19 protein-coding genes are annotated in these 18,799 nt (G+C 58.2%); 15 read left to right on the forward strand and 4 right to left on the reverse strand.

Going from position 1 to position 18,799, the window contains the following annotated elements; translation table 11 throughout:
* Nucleotides 1–72: 72 nt before the first annotated feature.
* The gene (locus N1030_RS17355; protein WP_265826842.1) at nt 73–522 is read right to left on the reverse strand and encodes a hypothetical protein; all 450 of its coding nucleotides are present in this window, start codon (nt 520–522) and stop codon (nt 73–75) included.
* Nucleotides 513–821: a hypothetical protein gene (locus N1030_RS17360; protein ID WP_265826843.1), complete on the reverse strand. Its 309-nt coding sequence runs from the start codon at nt 819–821 to the stop codon at nt 513–515. Before N1030_RS17360 ends, N1030_RS17355 begins: the two co-directional genes overlap by 10 nt.
* Nucleotides 822–1,012: 191 nt before the next feature.
* Here N1030_RS17360 and N1030_RS17365 point away from each other — a divergent pair, with 191 nt between their 5' ends.
* From N1030_RS17365 to N1030_RS17420, 12 genes are all read left to right on the forward strand, one after another.
* The gene (locus N1030_RS17365) at nt 1,013–1,774 is read left to right on the forward strand and encodes a S24 family peptidase (RefSeq protein ID WP_265826845.1); all 762 of its coding nucleotides are present in this window, start codon (nt 1,013–1,015) and stop codon (nt 1,772–1,774) included.
* 112 nt (nt 1,775–1,886) lie between these two features.
* Complete coding sequence (locus tag N1030_RS17370) at nt 1,887–2,135, forward strand: hypothetical protein (protein WP_265826847.1); 249 nt, start codon at nt 1,887–1,889, stop codon at nt 2,133–2,135.
* Between the two features lie 239 nt (nt 2,136–2,374).
* Nucleotides 2,375–3,787 (forward strand): SH3 domain-containing protein, encoded by a 1,413-nt coding sequence (locus N1030_RS17375; protein WP_265826848.1) that lies wholly within the window; start codon nt 2,375–2,377, stop codon nt 3,785–3,787.
* 349 nt (nt 3,788–4,136) lie between these two features.
* Complete coding sequence (mtaB, locus tag N1030_RS17380; protein ID WP_265826849.1) at nt 4,137–5,432, forward strand: tRNA (N(6)-L-threonylcarbamoyladenosine(37)-C(2))-methylthiotransferase MtaB; 1,296 nt, start codon at nt 4,137–4,139, stop codon at nt 5,430–5,432.
* A gap of 230 nt (nt 5,433–5,662) precedes the next feature.
* Nucleotides 5,663–6,544, forward strand: coding sequence for a YicC/YloC family endoribonuclease (locus N1030_RS17385; RefSeq protein ID WP_265826851.1), 882 nt, complete (start codon nt 5,663–5,665; stop codon nt 6,542–6,544).
* 6 nt (nt 6,545–6,550) lie between these two features.
* A complete protein-coding gene (locus N1030_RS17390; RefSeq protein WP_174404627.1) occupies nt 6,551–6,805 on the forward strand; it encodes a DUF370 domain-containing protein in 255 nt (84 codons plus the stop codon).
* Between the two features lie 68 nt (nt 6,806–6,873).
* A complete protein-coding gene (gene gmk, locus N1030_RS17395; protein WP_265829101.1) occupies nt 6,874–7,503 on the forward strand; it encodes a guanylate kinase in 630 nt (209 codons plus the stop codon).
* Nucleotides 7,496–8,194: an orotidine-5'-phosphate decarboxylase gene (gene pyrF, locus N1030_RS17400; RefSeq protein WP_265826853.1), complete on the forward strand. Its 699-nt coding sequence runs from the start codon at nt 7,496–7,498 to the stop codon at nt 8,192–8,194. The genes gmk and pyrF overlap by 8 nt, the downstream gene beginning before the upstream one ends.
* 148 nt (nt 8,195–8,342) lie before the next feature.
* On the forward strand, nt 8,343–9,254 hold the full coding sequence (locus N1030_RS17405) for a tetratricopeptide repeat protein (RefSeq protein ID WP_265826854.1): 912 nt from the start codon (nt 8,343–8,345) through the stop codon (nt 9,252–9,254).
* A 156-nt stretch (nt 9,255–9,410) separates the two neighbouring features.
* Complete coding sequence (locus N1030_RS17410; RefSeq protein ID WP_265826855.1) at nt 9,411–10,286, forward strand: HDOD domain-containing protein; 876 nt, start codon at nt 9,411–9,413, stop codon at nt 10,284–10,286.
* Between the two features lie 32 nt (nt 10,287–10,318).
* Nucleotides 10,319–12,025: a single-stranded-DNA-specific exonuclease RecJ gene (recJ, locus tag N1030_RS17415; RefSeq protein WP_265826856.1), complete on the forward strand. Its 1,707-nt coding sequence runs from the start codon at nt 10,319–10,321 to the stop codon at nt 12,023–12,025.
* A 164-nt stretch (nt 12,026–12,189) separates the two neighbouring features.
* Nucleotides 12,190–13,218, forward strand: coding sequence for a CREC-EF hand family protein (locus N1030_RS17420; RefSeq protein WP_265826857.1), 1,029 nt, complete (start codon nt 12,190–12,192; stop codon nt 13,216–13,218).
* A 235-nt stretch (nt 13,219–13,453) separates the two neighbouring features.
* Here N1030_RS17420 and N1030_RS17425 read toward each other — a convergent pair whose 3' ends face one another.
* On the reverse strand, nt 13,454–14,017 hold the full coding sequence (locus N1030_RS17425; RefSeq protein ID WP_265826858.1) for an NHL repeat-containing protein: 564 nt from the start codon (nt 14,015–14,017) through the stop codon (nt 13,454–13,456).
* A 107-nt stretch (nt 14,018–14,124) separates the two neighbouring features.
* Between N1030_RS17425 and N1030_RS17430 the strand changes: the two genes are divergently transcribed.
* From N1030_RS17430 to N1030_RS17440, 3 genes are all read left to right on the forward strand, one after another.
* Complete coding sequence (locus N1030_RS17430) at nt 14,125–15,015, forward strand: LysR substrate-binding domain-containing protein (protein ID WP_265826860.1); 891 nt, start codon at nt 14,125–14,127, stop codon at nt 15,013–15,015.
* 105 nt (nt 15,016–15,120) lie between these two features.
* On the forward strand, nt 15,121–16,281 hold the full coding sequence (locus N1030_RS17435; RefSeq protein WP_265826861.1) for an iron-containing alcohol dehydrogenase: 1,161 nt from the start codon (nt 15,121–15,123) through the stop codon (nt 16,279–16,281).
* Nucleotides 16,265–18,364, forward strand: coding sequence for a PAS domain-containing sensor histidine kinase (locus tag N1030_RS17440; RefSeq protein WP_265826862.1), 2,100 nt, complete (start codon nt 16,265–16,267; stop codon nt 18,362–18,364). The genes N1030_RS17435 and N1030_RS17440 overlap by 17 nt, the downstream gene beginning before the upstream one ends.
* A gap of 7 nt (nt 18,365–18,371) precedes the next feature.
* On the opposite strand, the gene N1030_RS17445 is transcribed toward N1030_RS17440, so the two are convergent.
* Entirely contained in the window at nt 18,372–18,683 is a 312-nt protein-coding gene (locus N1030_RS17445) for a TIGR03905 family TSCPD domain-containing protein (protein ID WP_265826864.1), read from the reverse strand.
* Nucleotides 18,684–18,799: the final 116 nt, after the last annotated feature.

Below are 18,799 nucleotides of genomic sequence, written 5' to 3' on the forward strand. Positions count from 1 at the left end.
TCGGAGCGTTCGGATGAGCGGCAGCGTGCCTCCGTCCGGCACCTTGGCCCGGGAGTGCGGTCCTGGGCAGGCTCAGAAGCCCAGCCCGATGTCCGGTGTGCGGTACAAGTCTCTGCCGTACCGGTCCGGCGGTATGGCGCCGCTGGCCCATGGGTCTTCAAACAGACCGAATGATGGGCCGCCTCCGAGCCGTGCTGCCTTGCGGCAGCGGTTGGAGCAGTAGTGTTCCGTCAGCGTGGCCGGAGCAAAGCCTGTTCCGCACTGTTTGCATTCCCGCTGATCCGGGAGTTTGCGATACTGTGCAGCATGCAGGGCGGCAGCTGAGCAGGCGCGTGAGCAGAACTTCTGGTTGCCGCGTCTGGGAACCATGGGTTGCTGGCACCATTCGCAGGGAATTGGCTTTGTTGCCCGCCGGGAGGCGGCCGAACAGGCTCGGGAGCAGAATTTCGCCTTGCCCATGGCAATGCGTCCGGGTTTGGCCTGAAACTCCTTGCCGCAGGTTTGGCAGGTGACTAATGGCATGAACTGCCTCCCTCAAAGTATTTGTTGCAGCGTTGAATGGCCTGATAAAGGGCCGTGGAGGTCTGCGCGGATGGAGTCATCTCGTGCTCGAAAAGTGCATAGTAGAGGTGGAGCAAGCGCTGATGCTCTCCGGATTCGATCTGGACCATGGGCTCGTATCCCCCCCGTGAGGCCTGCGGGCGTACGCAGGTGGCGCAGGTTTGCGTGCCTTCCCGCATCATGTTCCACGGGCGCGTGAAGATGCGTCCGCAGACACTGCAGGCGATATGGTCGTGCTCCGGCATGTGATGTGGATGCATAAACTCCTCGCTGTTAGATATAGGTTCTGCTTTGGTGTATGTATTTGTGCACATCTTGTGCGACTTTGGAACGCTTTGCCTGTATTGCTTGCACATATATTTCATTATTCGCACAGAAACGTCAAGGTGTCGTGCGATAATGTTCGGAATGGGTATTTACTTCTGCCCGTAATGCGCTATCATCTCAACATATGAACAATATTCGCACAGCCAGTGGAGACTGGCGCATTCGGGAATTCATAGCCGAGGCCATCGGGCTGGTCGGCGGCATCGCCGAACTGGCGCGTATTGCCGGGGTCAGCGAACGGACCGTCTATGCCTGGAAGAATGGCGAGAGGCACCCCAGCAGGACCAACCTGAACAGGGTGACGGAGCATCTGGAGTCCATTGTGGAAGGCGGCTGGACACAAGGAGGTTCCGGGCCGGGACTGCCGATGCAGGAGCGAACCCTTGCGCCCTATGGTTCCTCCGGCGGGAGAGCTGTTTTGGGAGACAAGGCTGCGGGCGCTCAGGCGAAGGCGGATCTGCTGGAATCCTTCGTCTTTGTGGAGAAAGCGCAGGCGCGCCCCAGTGCCGGTGGCGGTTCGCTGGAAACGGGTGGCGAGGGAGAAGGAGTCTACGCATTCAGGCTGGACTGGCTGACGCGCAAGACGGCGGATACGTCGCGGTTACGGATCATGGAAGTCATGGGCCGCTCCATGGAAAACACCTTACACAACGGTGACATGTGTCTGGTTAATGAACGGGATAAGGAGCTCGTGGAAGACCGGATTTATGTGATCCGCGTGCATGATGAAATTTACGTGAAGCGTTTTTCCCGTGCTCCGGGCAGATATCTTTTCCGGGGCGATAACCGTGAGCTTTCCTATCAGGATATCGAAGTCGATGTCTCCGACGAATCGCTGAACTGGGAGGTTATCGGCAGGGTTATCTGGGCGGGCAAGGACTTTTAGAAGCGGATTGTTCTGGCGCGGTTCTGCGATGTGTGCAACAGTCTTTGCACATTTTGTACAAGGTGTTGTGTTGCCGCCGGCAGTGGATCTCGTGAAAAATGATGGGGGGACGATGCAGGATTTTCTGGTGCAGTGCCGCTGGCCTGACGGAGAGATTGAGTACTTTCTTTCCGACAGCGAGGCAGAGGCCCGCGCATGGGCGGCGGATGCCCGCAGGGACAGTGAGTGTGTGGCCGGGGTTTATGGGCTTTTACTGCTGGAATCGCCTGAAGATGCCGGGGGGAGTGTCGGGGGGAGTACCGGGCGTTATGCCGGATTGCAGGTGCGGCGTGCTGCCGCCGGAGAGATGGTGCTGCAATGACCGTTTGGTCGCAGTAGACAGGCAGAGCATGCTCTGATTGCAACATGAACGGCGTCCGATGTTGTGGTGGCGCGGCTTATGCGTTGTCTGCGGGGGCAGAAGGCAAGGCGGCGTTTCGGGATGACAGGCGACAATGGGCAAATGGGCAAATGGGCTGGGTGACGGGTGCAGATCGCCTGTCTCTGAAGCAATAACAACCAGATGTGTATTTTTTGATCCGCCTGCGCGGAGGAATTTGTATGAATGGTGCACGGTATCTGCGTTTGGTCGCAATTCTTGCGGCATGTTTTATTCTCTGTGCCTGCGGTGCCCGCAGGGAAGGCATTGCCGACCTTGAAAAACTGCAGCAGCGCGCTGCAGCCTACCTGCCGGATGAATCCGGCCGACCTCTTGTCACCCCTGAGGTCCAGAAGGACTTGCAGGCCCGGTATATGGAAAAGTTTTTCGGCCCGTGGCGTAACGGCAAGGCCACGCTTGCGCCCGAGGTCGCTTTCTGGGGAACGGCGACCTTCGGCCGGAAGAAAGGGTTCGGAGAAAACCTGCAGCCCTGGTCCCTGCCTCGTTGGGAGGCTCTTGTGGCCATGCAGTTGGAAAGCTCCTATCCCTCCATGGCGCGGCATGCCATTGCCACGCGCAATACCTCCTTCCGGGTCATGCCCACGGACAAGCCCTTTTTTTATGATCCGGCCAAGGCCGGAGAAGGGTATCCCTTTGATTACATGCAGAACTCTGCCGTGTGGATTGGCACCCCCCTGCTCGTGACACACGCTTCCGCTGACGGGGCATGGTACTTTGCCGAGGCGGGCATGACCTATGGCTGGGTGCCGGCCGATGCTGTCGGCTGGACGGATGAGGCGTTCAGGACGGCCTACATGACCGGCATTTATGCAGCAGCCCTGCACGACAGGATTGTTCTGCGCACGGATGCCGGAGCCTTTGCCGGTATGGCCCATCTGGGAACCGTGTTCCCGGTTTCTGTCAGCGCCATGATGCTGGAGTCGGCACAGGCTGCCGAAGGTGTGGTTGCAGAGCAGGGTGGCGGCGTACAGGCGTTGCCCGTGCTTGTGCCCTTGCGTACGGTCGAAGGCGATGCCATCGCCGTATCTGTCAGGTTGCCTCTTACGGCGATGGGGCTCATGCCCCAGCCGCTTTCGGCGCAGGCTCTTGCCCGCTTTGCGGATGTGATGATGGGTCAGCCCTACGGCTGGGGCGGGCTGCTTGAAAACCGGGACTGTTCGGCAGCAATGCGCGACCTCTTTGCGCCTTTCGGTATCTGGTTGCCCCGTAATTCCAGCCAGCAGGGCAAGGAAGTGGGAACCCCTGTTTCGCTGGAAGGAAAAAGTGCGGCGGTAAAGCGCGCCATGATTCTTGAAGCGGGCATTCCGTATTACACCCTGCTCTGGTTCAAGGGGCATATCGGACTGTATATCGGGCCTGATCCTGTGACCGGCGAGCCGTTGCTTCTGCATGATGTGTGGGGAGCTCGTACCACATGGAAAGGCGTCGATGGCCGCGCCGTCGTGGGGCGGCTGGCCGTGACCACGCTTCGTTTCGGCGAAGAGCGTGACGACGTGCAGAAAGATTGGTTCTACGACAGGCTGCGCGGAATGGTGCTCATGCCTTCAGGTGAGGCGAGCGGCTCTGTGCAGTAAGAATAAGAAACGTGAAGCGGCGATCATGATCGCCGCTTTTTTGCGCTGCACGGTGTTTTGCTGCTCTGTCCTGTTCTGTACAGTTGACACCGTTTCGTTTATCGCTACTCTGCCGTAAGGCGTTGCCCGAGGCCGGACTTGCGACAGATTCATCTCGGGTAGCCCGGCTTGCTGGCTTCATGCAGCGCCGGAAACCGCAATCCCAAAAAACCGAAGCTGAACCTGCGGGCTTCAGTTTGCGTAGCAGGGAACAGGGTTCCTGTTCCGCCCGTATCGCTTCCGCACCGTTTTCCGGATACCTTCAGGAGGGCGGTGAGACGTCAGCGATCCTTCAGCTTCAGGATATCCCATGAGTGATTTTCACACCTTCTACATGGCCACCCATGGCTGCAAGATAAATCAGTACGAAACACAGGCTCTGCGCGAGGTCTGGGTGCGTCGCGGTTTCCGCGAGGTGCAGGCTGCGGAGGATGCCTCCGTGGTGCTCGTCAACTCCTGCGCCGTCACCGCCAAGGCGGTGAGCGAACTGCGCTCTGTGGTACGGCAGGCGAACAGAGCCAACCCCGATGCCCGCATCATCATTACGGGCTGTGCCGCACAGGTCATGGGCAAGGAGCTTGAAACCCTGCCCGGCGTAGTGGAGGTGGTGCCGCAGGAAGCCAAGGCATCTCTGAAGGCATGGCCTCTCAAGCTGGAAACTGCTGACGGTGCGGATGCCTTTCCCGCTTTTTCCATCAGCGGCTACAACCGTGCCCGCGCCGTTGTGAAGGTGCAGGACGGTTGTTCGCACCGTTGCACCTACTGCATCGTGCCGCTTACCCGCGGTCGTTCGCGTTCCCGCTCCATCGCGGATATTGTTTCCGAATCCCGCTCCCTGCTGGAGGCCGGATTCCGCGAGATCATTCTCTCCGGTGTGAATCTGCGGCAGTTCGGCAAGGATCTTTCCTATACGCCGGATTTCTGGGATCTCGTGTCGACTTTGGAATCCTCGCTGGGGCCGGACTGGGCAGGCGAGGCTCGCTTCCGCCTTTCGTCTCTTGAGCCGGGGCAGTTGAACGACCGTGCGCTGGAAACACTGTCGGCATCGCGGCTCATTGCGCCGCAGCTGCATATTTCCATGCAATCCGGGAGTGATAGCGTACTCAAGCGTATGGGACGCGGGCATTACAACGTGGCCCCGCTTCTGGAATTTCTGGAGCGTCTGCGCGGCGTATGGCCGGTGTATGGTCTCGGCGCGGACATCCTGATGGGTTTTCCCGGTGAAACGGAAGACGAGTTTGCCCGGACGCTGGAGGTGGTGAAGGCCATGCCCCTCACTTACGCCCATGTGTTCCCCTATTCGCGTCGCCCCGGTACGGCGGCTTCCGCCATGCCGGACCAGCTGGACAAGCAGACCAAGGCGGCGCGTGCCAAGGCCGTGCGTGAGATTGTTGCTGAAAAGAAGGCTGCCTTCCTGCAATGGCTTGTGGATAATGAAACTCCGCTGGACGTTGTGCTGCAGTCGGAGGAGACGAAAAGCGGCATTTCCCAGTTTTACACCGAGTGCCAGTTTTCGCTTTTGCCGCTCGGAGCAGCGCAGCGCAATATCGTCAGGGCTGTTGCCGTGAAGGTTCGCAAGCGCGGCCTGCTGGTACGTCCGCTGTAGTCTTTGCCATATGCCGCCGCATGGTGTACGGTACGGACTTGAACAAAGGTGCGTTGTAGCGTATCGGGGCGTACCGTTATTGCATGCGGCGTTTTTTGCGGACGCCATGCATCTGTCCGATCATGGCCGGTCCGGTTGCAGCAGTCCTGCTGCACACCATATGTGCATGCATCATTTTAGAATTTTTCCGCCCTGCCGATGCAGGGCGTTACCGTATCAAGAGGCTCGCAATGCTGAGAAGTATGACAGGTTTCGGACGTTGTTTCATGGAAGGCGACGGCTTTACCATGACTTGGGAAGTGCGCAGTGTGAACAGCCGCCATCTGGACGTAAAATGGCGGCTGCCTGTTATGGTGCGGTCTGCCGAGGCGCGCTTTGAAAAGGTCGTGCGTCGTTTCGCCACCCGCGGCAGGGTGGACGTGTCCCTGAATCTGCAGGTGCATAAGGCCGAACTGATGGCAGTGACCTTCAACGCCTCGCAGGCAGGTGCCATGATGGACCAGCTTGCTTCCTTCGCTTCGTCGAGGGGCGATGCCTTTGCGCCGGATTACAACCGTCTGCTCGGCATGGGCTTCCTGTGGGAAGACAGCGGTGCCGAACTGGACGAAGCCTTCGTGGCCAGCCTTGAAAACGGTCTTGCCGAGGCGCTGCAGGACTGGAACGTTTCCCGCGAGGCGGAAGCCGTGGCACTGGAAAAGGACATGCTGGAGCGTATTGCCCGCATGGAGGAATGGACCGCCATCATCAGCGAACGTGCTCCCCAGATCAAGGAAGATCGCTTCGCACTGGTGCGCGAGCGTCTGCGTGACGTGCTTTCCCGCAATGAGGTTGAGCTTGAGGAACAGCGCTTCCTGCAGGAAATCACCCTGCTTTCCGACAAGCTGGATGTGAGCGAGGAGATTACCCGCCTGAACACCCACCTTGTCCGCCTGCGCGAGCTCATGCAGTCCGGCGGCGATGCTGGCAAGCGTCTCGACTTTACGCTGCAGGAGTGCTTCCGCGAGATCAATACCTGCGGCAACAAGATTCAGGATCCCCAGATTTCCCACATCGTGGTGGATTTCAAGAACGAAATGGAAAAGTGCCGCGAACAGGTTCAGAATCTGGAGTAAGCCTGCATGAAGGGAAACAGGCTACTCAACATCGGGTTCGGCAACTTTGTGGTGGCAAGCCGTGTCATAGGCATCTACAGCCCCACATCCGCCCCCATGCGTCGCGTGCGTGAGGACGCAAGGGCGGAGGGCAGGCTGGTGGACGCCACGCAGGGCAGAAAAACGCGATCCATAGTGATTACCGACTCGAACCATGTTATTCTCTCCGCCATACAGGCGGAAACCATAGGTCAACGATTCATACAGGAGGATGAGGCATAATGGTGCCTGACACGCAAGACGCAACCGGAAAACAGGAAAAGGGCGCGTCCATGTCCAGAAGGGACAGGATGGAAGCTGAACGTACGGGCATCGTACTGGTACTCTGCGCGCCTTCCGGTACTGGCAAGACAACGCTGACCAGGCGTCTTCTCAAGGAATTTCCCCGCTTCGAGTTTTCGGTTTCCTACACCACCCGCCAGCCCCGCGATGGCGAAGAGCACGGTAAGGACTATTTTTTCGTGACCGAGGCGGAATTCACCGAAAAGCAGAAGGCCGGCTTTTTTGCCGAATGGGCAGAAGTGCACGGCAACTATTATGGCACCCCCAAGGAAGAAACCCTGCAGAAACTTGCCGCCGGCAAGGACATCATCTTCGACATCGACGTGCAGGGTGCCAGCCAGCTGCACGGCAGCCTGAAGCAGGGGTGCTACGTCTTCATCCTGCCGCCTTCCCGCAATGAGCTGGAACGCCGTCTGCACGGCAGGGGGACTGATTCAGAAGCCACCATCATCAAGCGGCTTGCCAATGCCGAAAAGGAAATGCAGCAGGCTCACTGGTTCAACGCATGGATCGTGAACGACGACCTTGAGCGGGCCTATGACGAGTTGCGCAGCGCCTATCTTGCGGCCACCCTGTCTCCCGCCTGCCATCCGGCACTTGTCAGCAGCATCATGAAGGGCTGGAGGGACAATGGCTGATCTCGTCATTGCGCTTGATTATCCGGACGCGCGCGGCGCGCTTGCCATGGCGGAACGCCTGAAGGGCGCGGATGTGTGGATGAAGGTAGGGCTGGAGCTCTTTACTGCCGAAGGCCCGTCGCTCATCTCCCGCATCAAGGATATGGGCTTCAAGGTCTTTCTGGACATGAAGTTTTTCGACATCCCCAATACTGTGCGCGGTGCGGTGCGCTCCAGCGTGCGGCACGGGGTGGATATGGTGAATATCCATCTCATGGGCGGCGAGCGTATGGCCCGCGCAGCCATGGAAGGCCTGCAGGAAGGCGCTGCCGGTTCCGGCGCTGCTCCTCTTCTGCTCGGCGTGACCGTGCTTACCTCCATGGCGCAGGAAGACCTGCCGCAGGGCTTCAGCACATCCCTGTCGGAAACGGTTCTGCAACTGGCTTCGGCGGGCAGCCGTTGGGGCATTCACGGTGTTGTCTGTTCCGGCCACGAGGTTGCCGCCATAAAAAATAGTTGTGGAAATGGTTACTTATGTCTTACTCCTGGAATACGCCCCGTAGCGCTTGGCGATGACCAGCGCAGGACCATGACGCCGGCGCAGGCCGTGCAGGCAGGGTCGGATTTCCTTGTGGTGGGACGCCCGGTAACCGGATCGGATGATCCTGTCTCCGCGGCACACGCCATACTGGAAGCCATGCGGCAGGCCTAGCTTCCTGCCGTCGTGAGTCTGGATTGCTGCGAAAGGCGTCGATGGTGACTTTTTAGAACTGTGCAGCGCGGTAGCGCACGGCGGCAAACAATACCTTGTCAGAAAGCCAGAGGTCGCTGCATGGCGACTCTTGCCCTTGGGAGAGAATATGGGAGAGCAGAAGGAGCAAGCGGCCGGGACCAAAGAGCGTGAACCTATCAAGGGTATTTTTTCCACGCAGGAATTGAAGAAGGTAGGGGCGGGCACCACGGTGCGCAAAACCGTCCAGAAAGCTTTCTGGTCTGTGGAGGAAGCCGGCGGCAAGATTGAGGTGCAGCCCCTCAACGCCAACTATGTGCCTTCCGGTCCCAAGAGGACCATCAGTCTTGAGGAGCTGATCGAAAAGTTTCAGCCGGAACCGGAGTTCTACGTACAGACCGTGTTCCCCAAGATGAAGGAGCTAAACAAGACCATTGCCCGTGCCGACAGGCACCGCCAGCGGGGTGAGGGCTTCAGCGCCGAATTCGAATACAATAACGCCCTCAAGGTGGACGAACAGAACGTGCGTGCCAACTTCGGGCTGGGACTGACCTACCTTGACCGCGGCGAGACAGAGAAGGCGGATAACATCTTCGAACGTCTCGTCAAGCTGGATGCCGCCTTCGACGTTGAGCACAAGCATCTGTTCAATGAATTCGGCATCAACCTGCGCAAGAACAAGATGCTTGATCAGGCGCGGGACTACTACTCAAGGGCGCTTGAGCTTTCCGGTAATGACGAGAACCTGCACTACAATGTGGCCCGCGTCTGTCTGGAGAAGCAGGAATATGCGCCCTGCGCCGAACATCTGCTCAAATGTCTGGCTATCAACCCCTCTCTTGATGCGGCTGTGAAATTTCTCCTCTGGCTGAAGCAGAAGGATTTTGTTCCGGCGGAAAAGAAGGCCGAGGTGGATGCGCAACTCGTCAAATCCGCCCAGGCCATCAAGCGCCAGAAGGAAGGCGGCGAGGCTCCTGCCGCCAAGCCGGAAGGAACTGCAGCGCCTGCAACGCCTCAGGAGGCTGAGGGGGAAGCGGAGTAATAGGGAGATGTGCGCGCAGCGAAATTGCCCTCCGGATTCTTTCCGGGGCGGACAATACGCGAGCGCAGTTGTCTTGCAGTGAAGACCGGTCTGGCGTCTTTGGATGATTCGTTCTTAACCTGAGTTGTGTGGCGGGGTCACGTAACAGGAGCGGAAATGCAGCATCACATGGAAGCGCAGGATTTTTTGGCGGACCTGTTGCAGAGCATGCAGGATCTTCCCTATGAGCCGAGCCTGCTAAGCGATCTCTTTTCGCTTACAAAGGATAATTCCCCCGCGTCACTGGAAGCCATAGGCCAGACCATAGCCCGCGGACAGGGGCTTGCCGCCCGTGTTCTTTCCATTGCCAATTCCGCTTATTACGGCCTGCAGTCGGAGGTTTCCTCCGTCTCGCGGGCCGTTGCCGTTCTTGGTCTAAAAGAGGTGCGCAACCTTGTTCTGGCCATCGGTGTTGCCGAGATTGCCAGCAAACGCAAGATGCCGAAAAAATTCGAGATAGCCGAATACTGGATGCATCAGGTGGGCGTTGGCGAAGCGGCGCGTCTTATCGCTCTGCATGCGGCAAAGAAAGGGGAAAAGGAAGATCCCGATACCCTCTATACTGCAGGCCTGCTGCATGACCTTGGCAAACTCTTCATAGCTTCTTTCAGGCCGTTGACCTGGGCAGCCATCCGCAAGTTGCGTGATACCGCGCAGATATCCGATGCAGAGGCAGAGGACCGCTATTGGGGCATGGACCATGCCGTTATTGCGGCGCATGTCCTTTCTTACTGGAACCTGCCGGATGTCCTGACTGACCCCATCAGCTGGCACCACCAGCCCCGCCTTGCCGGAGAGCACAAGTGCGCCGCCGCCATGCTGCATGTGGCTAATGCCCTGTTGCACAGCCGGGAGGCGCAGGCTATACCCATGTCCGAGACGGCAACGGCTCTGCTCTCCCGATTCGTGCCCGATATGGAGCAATTCGAGAGCGAGCTTGCCCTGCGGCTGGCCCCCGACAATATCCGGGCCTTTGTTTCACACCTCATCTAGGTTGCCTTCGTTCGCACATCACGGAGTCTCTTTTGTCCAAACAGTGGATTTCCCGTTCGGCAGACCCTGCACCGCAGGGCCTTTCTGCCTGGGCGGAACAACTGGAAATTTCGGATTTTCTGGCGGAACTTCTGTGGCATCGCGGCCTGCAGAGCCGTGAGGATATGCAGCAGTACCTCAGCCCCTTTCTGCGTCAGCTTGCTCCGCTGTGCCAATGGCCCGGTCTGGAGGAGGCGGCGGACGTGCTTGCACAGGGGCTGGCGGAAGGTCGCCAACTGGCCGTGTGGGGCGATTATGACGTGGATGGCGTGACCTCCACGGCTTTGGTGAAGAGCTTTCTGGCAGGGCACGGGATTGATGCGCTGCATCATCTGCCCAATCGTATGACCGAAGGTTACGGCATGAACGTGGCGGGCGTGGAAGCCCTGTTTGAGCGGGGGGTGCGCATGCTCCTTTCCGTTGACTGCGGCATTTCCGATTTCGCTCCCGTGGCGCGTGCCCGAGAGTTGGGCATGCTGGTGGTGGTTTCCGACCACCATCTCCCCGGCGAGAAACTGCCCGATGCCCACGCCATCTGCAATCCCCGTTTGCGTGAATGTCCGTGTCCGGCCTTGGCCGGCGTGGGCGTGGCATTTTTCCTCATGTGCGCATTGAACGCACGGCTTGAGAAGCAAACCGGCATCCGGCAGGACGTGCGTCCGTTGCTTGACCTTGTGGCCTTGGGCACCATCGCCGACGTGGTGGATCTGGCAGGCCAGAACCGCATTCTGGTCAAGAACGGCCTGCTGGTGCTGGCGGAAGGAAAGCGCATCGGCATGGCTGCGCTCAAGGAAGTTTCCGGCTATGCGCCGGGGGCGGCCGTGGGGGCAGGGCAGGTCGCCTTCGGCCTTGCGCCGCGCATCAACGCAGCCGGACGCATGGGCAGGGCTGGTTTGGCGCTTGATCTTCTGCTCTCGCAGGATCCCGAGGAGGCCAGACGGCTTGCGGCCTCGCTGGACGGCATGAACGAGGAACGCAAGAACGAGGAAGAACGCATTCAGGAAGCTGCGTTCAATCAGGCGGAATCACAGCTCAACCGCAACGCGTTAGTGCTGTATGGTGAGGACTGGCACTCCGGCGTCATAGGCATCGTCGCCTCCCGCGTGGTGGAAGCCCACTACAGGCCCACGGTCATCCTGTGCCGTGAGGGAGATATCATCAAGGGGTCGGCCCGTTCGGTCAGCGAATTTCATCTGCACGAGGGGCTCACCCGCTGTGCCGATCTGTTCATTGGCTTCGGCGGACACAAGCTCGCGGCGGGCATGTCCTTTGCGCCCGACAAGCTGGAGGCGTTCAGATCCCGTTTCACGGATATCGTCGAGCAGAGTATCGGCACCCAGCCGCTTACGGCCCACCTTCGTGTGGACGGAGACATGGGCTTTGATCTGGCTTCGGACTTTACCCTGCTCAAGGAACTTGAACTGCTGCAGCCCTTCGGCATGGGGAACAGTGAGCCCGTGTTCGCCTCGCCGCCCCTGTTGGTCAAGTCGCGCCGCGTCTTTGCCAGAAAGCACCTGAAGCTGGAACTCTTTGACGGGGCAAGCGGCATAACCCTGCACGCCAAGGCGTGGAGAATGGCTGAAGCCATGCCGCCCATGATCGAAGGCAGGAATATTCGTCTCGCTTTTTCTCCCCGCATAGACCGCTACAACGGCGGAGCCGAGGTGGACTTGCGCATCAAGGATTGGAAATTGATGTGATCTCAGATAGATATCGCCTTTACAAAAAATAAGGTATCTTAACCTTGCTGAACGGTCCTTAACGGACCGTTTTTTGCTGCATCTGTGGTGTTTCTTCGTTTCGGCAAAGATTGCCGATGACCCTTCGGTGAACCCGGGAGGGGGTAAACCGCAGAGAGGCGAGTATGAGCGTATCGGGGATTGATAAATCGTTATCGGGAACCAGCGGATGGATTCATGGTGCCGGGCAGCGCGGAAAGAAGGATTCCGGGCCGGATTATGATCAGCTGGCAAAGAAGATCCTGGAAGAGCGCGATCAGGATGGGGACGGACTTCTTTCCGCATCGGAACTGCGCATGTCCCGCAAGCGTTTTGCGGCGGTGGATACAGACAGCGACGGTTTCGTTTCGCAGGAAGAGCTGGCCACACACGTAAGCAGCGGCAACAGCAACAGCCATTTGCACAAGATTGCCGCGGCCATCATTGCACAGCAGGATACCGACGGCGACGGCAAGCTCTCCAAGTCCGAGAGCGAGCTGGCCAACGAGCAGTTCGAACAGGCCGACTCTGACGGAGACGGCTTCCTTACCCAGAGCGAAATCGCCAATGCCTTGGGGGCCTCGCGCAAGGAGTTCAACGAAGCCATGCAGGAAGGCATGGCCTCCATGCGCGGCGAGCAACAGGACCGCGGTGCCGGTAATGATGACCGCAAGGGGACATATCCTCTCGGCAGTCCTGATTCGGACGCCACCAGCAAAAGCGGATACAATGAACGCAAGGACTTGAACGGCGACGGCGTTGTTTCTCCTGAAGAGGTTGCCGCGATTCTGGAACACGGCCTTGCCAAGGCCAAGTCCATGGTTGCCAGTGGCGAGTTGGATATCAAGACCGAGGACAACGGGGGCAGCACTGTTGACGGCACAGAGGAAAATGCCGCTGTCATTGCCGGAGAGAAGCAGGATGAGGGGCATGGCGGCAGGCATGGCGTTCCTGTCTGGCTGCGCCGACGTGCCATGGAAGCCTATGAGGGCCAGATGGGGACTCTGTTGAGCCGCGTGCTCGGCGGAACCGGAACTCCTGTTGCGGCTGATGGTGTTGAAGGCGCATCGCCCGTCACCGAGGCTGCAGAAGGCACTGTTGCCGATCAGGTTCCCGCCGCGGATGCGACGGCGGCTGTTCCAGAAACAGGCGAGATGCTTTCGGCTCTGGTCTGATGTGCTTCAGCCTGCTTCGACCTTGGCCTATTGCAGGCAATGGATCATTGAATGCCAATGAACCGGCTCTTCGGAGCCGGTTTTTATTTTTCGGTCAGCCCATGAATCGAAATATCTAAAAGGTGCGATGTATTTCTCACCTATGCCGCTGCAAGACATTGCATGGAAAAATAACAGGGCTTCGTTGCTGCCGGTGCTTCCGTAGCTGTCCTTGCAGCGGCTACGTTCGGTCCGTCTAGCGGGCGTTGATGCGTATCACGTTACCGGCGGCCGTTGCGGCAATGGCAGCTCCGTCTCGGTCCACGGTGACGGAAACAACGGCTTCCGTTCCGCTCTCCAGAAGGATTGCGCTGCCGTCCGGGGCAATCTTCCATATCTCTCCGAAACGGGTACCCACAATCAACTGCCTGCGGTGGTCTACCGCCACAGCACTGGGACCGCGCAGTCCGCTCACGAGCACGCCGGATTCACCGTCTCTGGTCAGGCAGCGGACGGTTCCTGCTGTTTCGTCAGCCACATACAGGGCTCCGTGTGCATCCATGGCAAGACAAAGGGAAGAGGATTCCCTGTGCAGCAAAATGCGGGAGGATGTTGTATCTGCACCGGGGGCGGAAGGAATAGACTTGCCCGCCATGAGTACGGCGCCAGAACCGGCCTTCTGCAACTGGTTCAAGGCCTCCTGCCCGCCTGCGTGTCCGAAGACCGGCAGGCTGAGAACGGTCAGAATGCATCCGGCTGCAAGAGCGTGCCGCCAGACGCGATATCCGGAAAAGGTACTGGGAAAGGTCTCGTTGTGCATGGTTTCCTCCTGCATCACGGTGGATACGATAAGGGGATACTGCGCCCGGGGTATTGATATGTCCAATATTGCTTTATGTGGTGATTGATTTGTGCTATGTATTAATAATGGAACTCAGACATCTTCACTATTTTATCGCTGTGGCAGAGGAACTGCATTTCGGCAACGCGGCCAAGCGCCTGCATATGTCGCAGCCGCCGCTCAGTCAGCAGGTGCGCCAGCTTGAAGAGGAGTTGGGCGTTTCGTTGTTCAGCAGGACAAGCCGGAGCGTGGCCCTGACGCCGGAGGGGGCTGCTTTTCTTGAAGACGCCCGTGATATTCTGCAGCGCACGGAGCTTGCGGTGAAGCGGGTTCAGGCTGTGGCCAACGGGGAGGAGGGGCTGTTGCGGGTCGGCTTCATGGGGTATGCGCTCATGACCGGATACCCGCAGGCCATTCGGGAGTTCAGGCAACGGTACCCCAAGGTCCGTCTGGAGCTTTGGGAGTTTTCCACGGCGCATCAGCTCAGGATGATTGCGGCGGATGAGTTGGATGTGGGGCTCATAAGCTGTGTACGCGGGGTTCCCATGAAGCTGGACAGTCTGCTGTTCCGCAAGGAGCCATTCATGCTGTGCATTCCGGAAGGGCACCCGCTTGCCGAACTGGAAGCAGTGCCGCTTGCAAGGCTGGCCGGAGTGCCGCTTATCCTCTTTCCGCGCAAGGCGCACCCCATGCTTTACGATGCGTTGATTGCCAGCTTTCGCAATGCCGGTGTAGTGGCCGAGGTGGTGCAGAGCGTTGCCCGTATAGAAACCGGCAAGGCGCTGGTGGCTGCAGGGTTGGGGTGCTCCATTCATCCGGCTTCCGTCAGCGCCGCAATGAGGCCCGGGGTGGTGTACCGTCCGCTCATAGGCGACATGCCCAGCCCGGAGTTGCGCGTTGTGTGGAAGAAGGACAACCTGAGCGCTGCGCTCAGCCTGTTTCTTGAAGAAGTGCGCCTGTATAGGGACGAGGTGTGATCGGTATGACTGATTGGTCAGGGAAGGAAATTTTGCAAGGTCGGGGTTCCTCTCACTAACTCCCTGTGATATGCTGTAAACCTATCCAATGCGGGAGGTGAGAGCATGAGCGGATTGCATACCTTGCGTAAATTTGCGGCACCGGAGGTCATATTCGGCAACGGGGCCCGCTTTCTGTTGACCAAGTATGTTCATAACTTCAGCCTGAGCCATTGTCTGGTTGTGACCGACAAAGGGGTGCGCTCGACCGGATTGGTTGATGCGCTCATTGCTCCGCTGCATGAGGCAGGTGTTCGGACGACCATTTTTGATGACATTTCACCGAACCCCAGAGACGGCCAGATCCGCAGGGGGACGGCCGTATTTCTCGATTCCCGCTGTGACGGTGTTGTGGCCATCGGGGGCGGCAGCCCCATGGATGCCGCCAAGGCCATCGGTTTTATGGCCACCAACGGTGCGGATGTGCTGTCCTTTGAAGGGGTGGATAAGGTCGAGGCTCCGGCCCCGCCCATGATATGCATTCCGACCACGGCGGGTACCAGCGCCGATATTTCGCAATTCTGCATCGTCAACGATACAAGTCGCCATATCAAGATTGCCATTGTGGCGCAGGCCGCCATTCCGGATGTGGCGCTGGTCGATCCCGAATGCACCTACAGCATGCCCCCAGGGCTGACTGCCGCAACCGGCATGGATGCCCTTACCCACGCGTTTGAGGCTTATGTCTCAACCGTATCTTCCCCCACGACGGATCTCTTTGCCCTGGATGCGGTGCAGCTTGTACGCAAGCATTTGAGGCAAGCCGTAGAGCACCCTGACGACGTCGAGGCACGTGAGGGGATGATGCGTGCGTCCATGCATGCGGGGTATGCCTTTTCAAATGCCATTCTGGGGGCGGTGCACGCCATGGCCCATAGCCTTGGCGGCATTCTCGACGCGCCGCATGGCGATTGTAATGCCGTTCTGCTGCCTTACGTGGTGCGGGCGAATTTCATTACCGTACCGGAACGTTATCGGGAGCTCGCCGCTGCGTTCGGCATGTCTGTAAAGGATATGTCTGATGCAGTGCTTGTAGAGGAATTATTCAACGAGTTACAGATGTTTGGCAGGCAGCTTGGCATACCGGAAGGGCTGAGCGGTTTAAATATGGACAAGGGGATTATTCCGAGGCTTGCGCATACTGCCTTGCAGGATGCCTGTATGCTCACGAATCCGCGCAAGTTTAGTCAGGGAGAGGTTGAGGCGTTGTATGAAGAGGCGTGGTAATCCGTTAGGGACTCATATTCCTGCAGTAGAGCCTGCCGAATCCCTTGATGCAGATCAGGCTGAAGAGCTTGAAAAGCTTATCGGGCTTGGCGAGCGCTCCATCCGCAAGAGCTATTATCCAGAGTTGCGCCGCAAGATCGGAGAACTGGAGCGTTTTCAGGTTCTTGTGGATACGGCGCGTGACTTTATCTATCTTGTCCGGCTTGACCCGCTGTCCATCGTTCATGCCAACTACGCGGCCATGGAGTGCTTCGGCGTCGGTGCAACGTTTGAGGGGAGAAATGTTGTCGAGCTGTTCGGGGTAAAAATGGCTGACCGCTTGCTTGCCTTTTTCCGTCATCCTGGCAGGAGCAGGCACGCCACATTCCAGACCGAGCTTCCGCGTTATCGCAATCCTGCCCTGCCGGTGGAAATTTCAGTCAGCCTGCATGAGCTGGACGGCGTAGAGTATGCGGTGATCGTGGCCCGTGACATTTCAGAGAGGTTGCGGGCCGAGCAGGAACTGGACGCCTCTGCCCAGCGTATTTCCGCCATGGCTTCGGAATTGGAGTTTCTGCTCTCCAACATGGGGGACTGTCTCTATCGCCGTGGTATTGACGGTAAGCTTAGGTATGTTTCTCCTTCCATCACGCATGTGACCGGGTATACGCCGGAAGAATTCATAGAAGGCGGCGGATCATACAGGACCGATAATCCCATGAACAAGTCGCTGGAAGATAGCATCGCACGTATTCTTTCCGGCGAGGATGTGCCGCCGTTCCATGTGGAATTTCGGCATAAGGACGGGCGGATTGGTGTGTTGGAAGTGCTTGAGCGTCCCTTCTTCGAGGATGGAAAAGTTGCCGGCGGCATCGGTGTTGCCCGAGACGTGACGGAACGGGTACGGGCGACAGAGGAATCCCGACGGCTCAGAGCGTTACTCGCCAATACCATCAATGCCATGCCCTCCATCCTCGTGGGGGTGGATACGGAAGGCAAGGTCATGCAGTGGAACCGGCAGGCTGAGATGGATTCCGGAGTGTCTTCCCATGATGCTCTGGGTAAGCCCCTGACTGAGATCTATCCCAGACTTTCCGCTTTGGATGCTGAAGTGAAAGCATCCATGGACTCCCTTACACCTATTGCTTTGCCGAGGCGTCAGTATTTTCGTGATGGGCGGATGTGTTTTGAAAGCGTGACCATTTTTCCCCTGCCCCGTGAGGAAGAGCATATTCCGGTCGGAGTTGTCATCCGTATTGACGACGTGACCGAGCAGGTCCGGCTGGAGCAGATCATGATTCAGACGGAGAAAATGATGTCTGTCGGGGGGCTTGCCGCGGGCATGGCGCATGAGATCAACAACCCTCTCGGGGGCATTCTGCAGGGGGCACAGAATATTCTTCGCCGTCTTTCGCCGGATTTGCCTGCCAACAGGCAGGCTGCTGATGACGTGGGATGTTCTCTTGATTCCATCCAGGCGTACATCGAGGAGCGCAAGATACTCAAAATGCTTGAGGGCATAAGAGAGTCGGCTGTGCGTGCTGCGGAAATCGTGCAGAACATGCTCAGCTTTGCCCGTAAGAGCGACTCTTCACAGAGTACGTATCAACTCAATGATATCGTGGAGAATACCGTACGGCTGGCCTCGACGGACTATGACCTTAAGAAGAGTTTCGATTTCCGGCATATCGAGATTGTCCGGGAGTTTGCCGGTGACCTGCCCCTTATCACCTGTTCACGTACCGAGATTGAGCAGGTGCTTCTCAACCTGCTGCGCAATGCCGCACAGGCCATGGTGCATATGGAGTCTCCGGTCATCACCCTGCGGACGCGTCTGGAGGCCCCCCGTCGTTCCAAAACGGATATGAGCTATTTGACCATAGTCGTGGAGGATAACGGGCCGGGGATGGATGAGCAGACCAGAATGCGCATATTCGAACCGTTTTTTACGACCAAGGAGCCGGGAGTGGGAACCGGGCTCGGGCTTTCCGTTTCCTATTTCATTATTACGGAAAACCACAAAGGGCAGATGGAAGTTGAATCGGTGCCCGGCAAGGGTACCCGTTTCACAATCCGTCTGCCCTTTGAAGGGCCGTCTGCCTGACGGTATGCTATCCGAAGGGATTGAGTGAGCGAATCACCTGACCCAGTCCGGGGCCCTGTTTGTGCTTGTCACCGTTGCCGCTGGCAATATCCTTGAGGACAAATGCAAGCTGGTCCGGGCACGAAGTTGCCTTTTTGCCGCAGGAAAGGCCTGCAAGGGCGGTGATGACGTTATCGACTTCCTGCCCTTCGAGCAGGCGGGTGATGGCGGTAAGCGAGCCGGGACAACCGCCCACGAACTGCAGGTCGTGGATCTTGCCGTCGGTGATGTTGAAAAGAATCTGCTTTGCGCACACTCCAGAGGGGGTGAACGTATACATGAGAAATGGTGCTCCTGAATGTTTGTGGGCCACACTCTACGGCGGGCGTCCTGTCTTGTAAAGATTGTTTCGCCTGTCCTTATTCATCCAGCAGTTTCAGACTGCTGCAGGGTTTT

It is taken from the genome of Desulfovibrio mangrovi (assembly GCF_026230175.1).
GTDB classification, from domain to species: Bacteria; Desulfobacterota; Desulfovibrionia; order Desulfovibrionales; family Desulfovibrionaceae; genus Halodesulfovibrio; species Halodesulfovibrio mangrovi.

Excerpts from the sequence above, each read along its gene's own strand:
- N1030_RS17355 (WP_265826842.1), bottom strand. The coding sequence starts at position 522 with ATGCCATTAGTCACCTGCCAAACCTGCGGCAAGGAGTTTCAGGCCAAA.
- N1030_RS17360 (WP_265826843.1), bottom strand. The coding sequence starts at position 821 with ATGCATCCACATCACATGCCGGAGCACGACCATATCGCCTGCAGTGTC.
- N1030_RS17365 (WP_265826845.1), top strand. The coding sequence starts at position 1,013 with ATGAACAATATTCGCACAGCCAGTGGAGACTGGCGCATTCGGGAATTC.
- N1030_RS17370 (WP_265826847.1), top strand. The coding sequence starts at position 1,887 with ATGCAGGATTTTCTGGTGCAGTGCCGCTGGCCTGACGGAGAGATTGAG.
- N1030_RS17375 (WP_265826848.1), top strand. The coding sequence starts at position 2,375 with ATGAATGGTGCACGGTATCTGCGTTTGGTCGCAATTCTTGCGGCATGT.
- mtaB (WP_265826849.1), top strand. The coding sequence starts at position 4,137 with ATGAGTGATTTTCACACCTTCTACATGGCCACCCATGGCTGCAAGATA.
- N1030_RS17385 (WP_265826851.1), top strand. The coding sequence starts at position 5,663 with ATGCTGAGAAGTATGACAGGTTTCGGACGTTGTTTCATGGAAGGCGAC.
- N1030_RS17390 (WP_174404627.1), top strand. The coding sequence starts at position 6,551 with ATGAAGGGAAACAGGCTACTCAACATCGGGTTCGGCAACTTTGTGGTG.
- gmk (WP_265829101.1), top strand. The coding sequence starts at position 6,874 with ATGGAAGCTGAACGTACGGGCATCGTACTGGTACTCTGCGCGCCTTCC.
- pyrF (WP_265826853.1), top strand. The coding sequence starts at position 7,496 with ATGGCTGATCTCGTCATTGCGCTTGATTATCCGGACGCGCGCGGCGCG.
- N1030_RS17405 (WP_265826854.1), top strand. The coding sequence starts at position 8,343 with ATGGGAGAGCAGAAGGAGCAAGCGGCCGGGACCAAAGAGCGTGAACCT.
- N1030_RS17410 (WP_265826855.1), top strand. The coding sequence starts at position 9,411 with ATGCAGCATCACATGGAAGCGCAGGATTTTTTGGCGGACCTGTTGCAG.
- N1030_RS17420 (WP_265826857.1), top strand. The coding sequence starts at position 12,190 with ATGAGCGTATCGGGGATTGATAAATCGTTATCGGGAACCAGCGGATGG.
- N1030_RS17425 (WP_265826858.1), bottom strand. The coding sequence starts at position 14,017 with ATGCACAACGAGACCTTTCCCAGTACCTTTTCCGGATATCGCGTCTGG.
- N1030_RS17430 (WP_265826860.1), top strand. The coding sequence starts at position 14,125 with ATGGAACTCAGACATCTTCACTATTTTATCGCTGTGGCAGAGGAACTG.
- N1030_RS17435 (WP_265826861.1), top strand. The coding sequence starts at position 15,121 with ATGAGCGGATTGCATACCTTGCGTAAATTTGCGGCACCGGAGGTCATA.
- N1030_RS17440 (WP_265826862.1), top strand. The coding sequence starts at position 16,265 with ATGAAGAGGCGTGGTAATCCGTTAGGGACTCATATTCCTGCAGTAGAG.
- N1030_RS17445 (WP_265826864.1), bottom strand. The coding sequence starts at position 18,683 with ATGTATACGTTCACCCCCTCTGGAGTGTGCGCAAAGCAGATTCTTTTC.